The following is a 6,331-nucleotide window of genomic DNA, read 5'->3' as shown; positions in this document are numbered from 1 at the left end:
TCTTGATAATCTAAATCTCGCCTGGGGCCATGACGAATATCTATACCAAGTTTTGAACAACCATAAAGCGAACAAGCTGCCCCCAGAGGCCATGGTCATGATACGCTACCATTCCTTTTATCCTTGGCATACCGGTGGAAGTTACAAATCTTTACTGAACGATACCGATGCGAAATATTTGGAGCTTATCAAGGACTTCAACAAATACGACCTTTACACCAAAAGCCAAAAGGTCTACGAATTGGATGAGGTACGCGACTACTACGAACCTATTGCGAAGAAATTTTTAGGTGACGGGCCGATTTTTTGGTAGATCGGGCAGTTTTCACAACCATTTCCGATGCTTAAAATAGAGCAACATGCCAATGGCAACCACTAGCATCACACCCCACATAATAAAATAGCTGTATTCATATTTTAGTTCGGGCACCACATCGAAATTGGTGCCATAAATACCGGCGATAAAGGTCAGGGGGATAAAGATGACCGAAAAAATGGTCAGGAATTTCATCACATCGTTCAACTTGCTGCTGATGGTCGTATGATAAATATTGAGCTGATCTGAAAGTATTTCGCGATAGGTATCCGATGAGTCGGTCGCTTGATGGATATTTTCCAAAAGCTCCTTAAAATGCACATCCGTACTTTCCCTGATCAATTCGGATTCCAATTTCGATAAGTTCAAGATCATTTCCCGGGCAGGGGATATGTTCTTCCTGAGAAAATTTAGCTCCCTTTTATACGTATAGATCTCGTCGATAACACTCTTTTTGGGTTCTTGCAACAGGTTTTCTTCCAAGGTCTCTATTTTTTCGCCCAAAACGCCGATGATATAGATATAGTTGTCGACTACGATGTCCAGCAAAGCAAAGGTCAGGTAATCCGTACCGCCGTTGCGTATGCGCTTTTTTTGGTTTCGGATCCGTTCCCGTACCGGTTCAAAAACATCACCTCTTTTTTCCTGAAAGGATAACAGTACCGATTTGGTGATGATAAGGCTGAGATTTTCTACCGAAATACGATGGGTCTCCTCGTTCTGTTGCATCATTTTGACCGAGAGTAGGATGCAGTTGCCGAACTCCTGTACTCTCGGACGTGCATGGACATCCATGACCTCCGCCAAAACGAGCTTATCCAAATCGAAGCCGTCCGCAATCTGTTCGATGATGTCCGTATCGTGCAATCCATCAATGTTGAACCAGGTAATGGAGGGTTTTTTTTGGTAAGAAAGCACCTTTTCTACCGATTTGATAGTCTCTTCTTCCAAGGTATCGACATTATAATCTATGAGACGCAAAACGACGGTATCCATTTTCTTTTCTCCCCTAAAGGAGATATCATCGGGAGAAAGACCAATATCTTCTTTTCGTTTGGTAACGAATCTCGCTAAATTCTTGGGCGGTACGAAGATATTTTTGGTATTCAGTTTCATTTCGATGTTGTTTGAATGGATGTTTTTAAGATAAGGATAAAATCGGAATTAGGATGAGTTCTCAACACCAACCTCATTTTAATTTGTTGGTTACATCAGTCGGTAGACACGAATTCGGCGGATTCCACGAATTATTACAAATTTTTTTAGGAATTTGAAATTTGTTATTTGGATTTTCAACCTAATCCTTCGAAATATGAAAAATTGCGTCCCCTTGGGTAACAATGGGCGCCTCATTGATACAAATGAGATAGCCGGTATGGGGTGCCTTGATCTTGCGCTCGAAATAGCCGAACGGTCCTGAAATACTCCCAAGAGTCTCTCCCTTTTTTACTTTTTTCCCCAAATCCACAAAAGGATGGAACATTCCCGAATATTTCGCACGCATCCATTGGGTGTTATGTAATATGACCGGCTCGGAGGTTTTAACGACCAGCTGGTCGATTTCTTTCTCGAATTGCCGTATGCCCAAGTGCTGCATAATGCGCAATGCCCCTGCAATTCCCATTTGGGTTACTACTTTATCGATATGTACTGATTTTCCACCCTCAAAAAGCAATACCTTTTTTTGCAGTTGGTACAAGGTCTCCCGAAAGGATTTCTCCTTGCGCGCCGAACGGATTATAAAAGGGGGATCGAAGACCTTTGCCAACGCAAAACTTTCGGGATCCTCGCCTCCAACACGGATTTGAGGAACATTGAACCGGCTGTCGCCCCCAGTATGGTAATCGATGCAATAATCGGCCAAGGGAACAATTTCTTTGATGATATGATATGCAAATCGGCTTGCCAGCGACCCCCTCGGACTTCCAGGAAACACGCGGTTGAGGTCTCGACCGTCGGGAAACTGTCGTTTTTGGTTCAGAAAACCGAAAACATTGACCACGGGAATACAAATGACCATGCCGCTCTCCGGTTTGTTGTATTTTTTTGCGACCAGCTGACGCACGATTTCGATACCGTTGATCTCGTTACCATGTATGCCACCGGTAATGAGCAGGGTAGGACCGTCTTTTTTGCCCCTCTCGATAATGATCGGCACCTGTATCTTGGTGCGCGTGTGCAATTTGGCAATATCAAGGTTTACCAGTGCACCTTTTCCTTTCGCAATGGTTTGGCCGAGGATTTCAATTTTATTGTTCCGCATTCCGCTCAACGTACTTGATGATCATTCCGGCAATGTCCTTTCCGGTCGCTGCCTCGATGCCTTCAAGCCCTGGTGAAGAATTGACTTCAAGGATCAAAGGTCCCCTTTCCGATTGCAATAGGTCTACACCGGCAACGCCGAGGCCCATGACCCTTGCCGCCTTGATGGCCGCATTTTCCTCCTCATCGGAAAGTTCGATGATATTGGCAGAACCGCCCCGGTGCAGGTTGGAGCGAAACTCTCCCTCCTTGCCTTGGCGTTTCATCGCACCAACGACCACGCCATCGACCACGAAGGCCCTGATATCGGCTCCTTTGGCTTCCTTGATAAATTCCTGTACGATGACCCTTGCCTGCAGACCGTTGAAAGCTTCTAGAATCGATTCCGCAGAGTTTCGTTTGTCCGCCAGTACTACCCCAAGCCCTTGCGTACCTTCCAAAAGTTTAATGACCACAGGGGCACCACCGGCTTTGTCTATGATTGACCCCACATCCCGGGAGTAGTTGCTAAATACCGTTTTAGGCAGACCGAGACCGGCTCTGGAAAGAATCTGCAAACTCCTCAATTTGTCCCTTGATCGTACCAAGGCCTGAGATTCTACTGCGGTGAAAACCTTCATCATCTCGAACTGGCGAACCACCGCCGTACCGTAAAAAGTGATGGAGGCCCCAATACGCGGAATGACACCGTTGATTCCGCTAAGCCCCTCCCCTTTATAGATAATTCCCGGTTTTTTCCTTTCAATGATCAGGTCACATTTGGAATGGTCGACGACCTGCATATCGTGCTTTTTCTTCTTTCCGGCCTCGATAAGCCGTTTGGTGGAATATAAATTCGGATTTTGGGACAGAATTACGATTTTCATGAATATGTAGCGTTTTAGTCATTCCCGTACTTCGACCATGCTCGGCATAACTCCGGAGGGAATCCCTTAAATTGGGTTTTTATATTTTTCGGGAAGATAGGAACCTAAATTTCCTGATGGGGAAAAGTACGATATTTTATTATCACCGGACAATAAAAAACCGCCTTTAGCTTTCACAAAAGACGGTAAATAAAATTAATCGAATTAATCTTCAGCAAATCAGCTAGCTGTTTCCTTTATTTTTGCGGACTTTACAGTGGTAACAATCCTTCCGGCAATCTTGTACGGGTCGCCATTGGAGGCCGGCCTTCTGTCTTCTAAATAACCTTTCCAGCCTTTTTGGACCGTGATGATGGGAATACGGATGGAAGCACCCCTGTCGCTAATACCATAGCTAAAGTCATGTATAGAGGCAGTTTCATGTTTTCCGGTAAGACGCTCATCGTTAAACTCGCCGTAAACCTCGATATGTTCTTTGGTAACGGGTCTGAAAGCCTCACAGATCTGCTCATAAATTTCTTTGGAACCACAAGTTCTCAAAGTAGTGTTTGAGAAATTGGCATGCATACCCGAACCGTTCCAGTCCCCTTTCACGGGTTTGGGGTGGTATTCGATATAGTAACCATAGCTTTCGGTCAATCGATCTAGCAGATATCGGGCGACCCAGATTTCGTCACCGGCCCTTTTCGCACCTTTAGCGAATAGTTGAAACTCCCATTGGCCACTGGCCACCTCTTGATTGATACCTTCGAAGTTCAGTCCGGCAGCGATACATAGATCGGCATGTTCCTCAACAAAAGCTCGACCATGCGTATTTTTTCCGCCGACGGAGCAATAGTACATGCCTTGGGGCCCTGGATAACCACCAACTGGAAAGCCCAAAGGCAGTTGGGTATCTTTACTCATTATAAAATATTCCTGCTCGAAACCGAACCAAAAATCGTCGTCAGGATCGTTTATTTTGGCACGTGAGTTCGATTCGTGGGGAGTGCCATCCGCATTCATGACTTCGGTCATTACCAAAAAGCCATCAGTTCTGGCAGGATCCGGATATATGGCCACCGGTTTCAAAAGACAGTCCGAAGAACCGCCTTCAGCCTGTTTGGTAGAACTTCCATCAAAAGCCCAAAGTGGACAATCTTCCAATTTACCGTTAAAATCGTTTTCGACTTTGGTTTTACTTCTTAGGTTGGCGGTGGGTTCATAACCGTCTAACCAAATGTATTCTAACTTTGACTTGCTCATAATAGGTAGTTAAATTTACTTTGAATTCGAACAAAAATATATTTTTTAGGTGATTTACCTAGTATTCTAGGGGTTAAAATTTTAAAAATCCATTATTTTTTAGAATGGCCCTAAAATTTCAAGGGTCTTTTACAGACATTTAATTTTTAAGGGGATATTTTATTAATTCCCTAATTCCTATTTTTGTCCCAGTTTAATATGGATACTGCTTAAAGTCAATTTCTATAAACCCAGACCTTCAATGTCAAGACAACGATTCGACGCCATTTCGGAAAGTCAAAACAGAAAACCAATTACTATACTGGAAATGGGGAGGCGTTCCGAACTCTTCGCGACCTATGTGTTCAACGAAGAGCGTAGGCTTCAATACCTGACAAAGGATGCATTGGAAAGTGTTCAAAACGCCATTTTTTCAGGATCGAAAATCAATCGTAAAATGGCCGATCAGGTGGCCGAAGCGATGAAGGCGTGGGCCATATCAATGGGCGCTACACACTATACCCATTGGTTTCAGCCCCTGACCGGTACCACCGCTGAAAAGCACGATGCCTTTTTTGACCTGTTGCCCGATGGTAGGGCTTTAGAAAAATTCGATGGTGGACAACTGGTACAGCAAGAACCTGATGCTTCCAGTTTTCCGAGCGGGGGCATTCGCAATACGTTCGAGGCCCGGGGGTATACGGCTTGGGATCCTACAAGTCCCGCATTCGTTTACGGTACCACGCTCTGCATCCCTACCATCTTTGTCTCGTATACGGGCGAAGCCTTAGATAACAAGGCCCCTTTATTGAGAGCCCTCGGTGCGATGGACGAGGCGGCGACCGCTGTGGCCAAGTACTTCGATAAAAATGTGGTCAAGGTCAATGCTACCTTGGGATGGGAGCAGGAGTTTTTTTTGTTGGACAAGTCACTTGCCCAATCCCGGATCGACATCAGTCTTACAGGGCGGACGCTGATCGGGCGTCCCGCCGCAAAAGGGCAGCAGTTGGGCGACCATTATTTTGGGGTCATCCCATCGCGTGCGCTACGTTTTATGAAGGATTTGGAGCAGGAATGTATAAAACTCGGTATTCCAGTAAAAACACGGCATAACGAAGTTGCCCCCAACCAGTTCGAACTCGCACCCGTTTTTGAGGAAGCCAATCTGGCTGTCGATCACAACCAGCTGTTGATGGACGTAATGAACAAAATGGCGGACAAACATAATTTCAAGGTACTCTTTCACGAAAAACCCTTTGCGGGAATCAACGGTTCCGGAAAGCACAACAACTGGTCCTTGGTCACCGATACGGGCGTCAACCTGCTCAGTCCGGGTTCTACCCCGATGAAAAACCTGCAATTCTTGACCTTTTTCATCAATACGATCAAAGCGGCGGATACGTACGAAGAATTGTTGGGGGCCTCTATCGCTTCTTCCAGTAACGACCACAGATTGGGCGAAAACGAAGCGCCCCCGACCATATTTTCCATATTTATCGGCGCACAATTAGGTGGTGTCCTTGATGAATTGGAAGGTGTTTCAAAAGGAAAGCTATCCCCCGAGGAAAAAACGGAACTTAAATTGAACGTCGTAGGCAAGATTCCCGAAATTTTGTTGGACAATACCGACCGTAACCGCACCTCGCCCTTTGCCTTTACGGGA

At 45.4% G+C, this 6,331-nt stretch carries 6 protein-coding genes; 2 read left to right on the top strand and 4 right to left on the bottom strand.

What is annotated here, in order from left to right:
- Positions 1–313 (top strand): inositol oxygenase family protein (locus ACEW8S_RS02940; protein ID WP_373516693.1); only part of this gene is annotated, 313 nt, incomplete at its 5' end.
- Between the two features lie 12 nt (positions 314–325).
- Here the strand turns inward: ACEW8S_RS02940 and corA are convergent.
- The 4 genes from corA to ACEW8S_RS02920 all read right to left on the bottom strand — a co-directional run bounded on the left by corA (position 326) and on the right by ACEW8S_RS02920 (position 4,689).
- Positions 326–1,432: a magnesium/cobalt transporter CorA gene (gene corA / locus ACEW8S_RS02935; RefSeq protein ID WP_373516692.1), complete on the bottom strand. Its 1,107-nt coding sequence runs from the start codon at positions 1,430–1,432 to the stop codon at positions 326–328.
- A 181-nt stretch (positions 1,433–1,613) separates the two neighbouring features.
- Entirely contained in the window at positions 1,614–2,579 is a 966-nt protein-coding gene (locus tag ACEW8S_RS02930) for a succinylglutamate desuccinylase/aspartoacylase family protein (RefSeq protein ID WP_373516691.1), read from the bottom strand.
- A complete protein-coding gene (rimK, locus tag ACEW8S_RS02925; protein WP_373516690.1) occupies positions 2,566–3,444 on the bottom strand; it encodes a 30S ribosomal protein S6--L-glutamate ligase in 879 nt (292 codons plus the stop codon). Before rimK ends, ACEW8S_RS02930 begins: the two co-directional genes overlap by 14 nt.
- 219 nt (positions 3,445–3,663) lie before the next feature.
- Positions 3,664–4,689 (bottom strand): glutamine synthetase beta-grasp domain-containing protein, encoded by a 1,026-nt coding sequence (locus ACEW8S_RS02920; RefSeq protein WP_373516689.1) that lies wholly within the window; start codon positions 4,687–4,689, stop codon positions 3,664–3,666.
- A gap of 241 nt (positions 4,690–4,930) precedes the next feature.
- Here ACEW8S_RS02920 and ACEW8S_RS02915 point away from each other — a divergent pair.
- A partial coding sequence (locus ACEW8S_RS02915; protein WP_373516688.1) for a glutamine synthetase III occupies positions 4,931–6,331 on the top strand: 1,401 nt, incomplete at its 3' end.

This window comes from Pricia sp. (assembly GCF_041745955.1).
GTDB lineage: Bacteria > Bacteroidota > Bacteroidia > Flavobacteriales > Flavobacteriaceae > Pricia.
The sequence above is the reverse complement of the archived record's forward strand: the minus strand, read 5'-3'. Positions and strand labels throughout refer to the sequence as shown.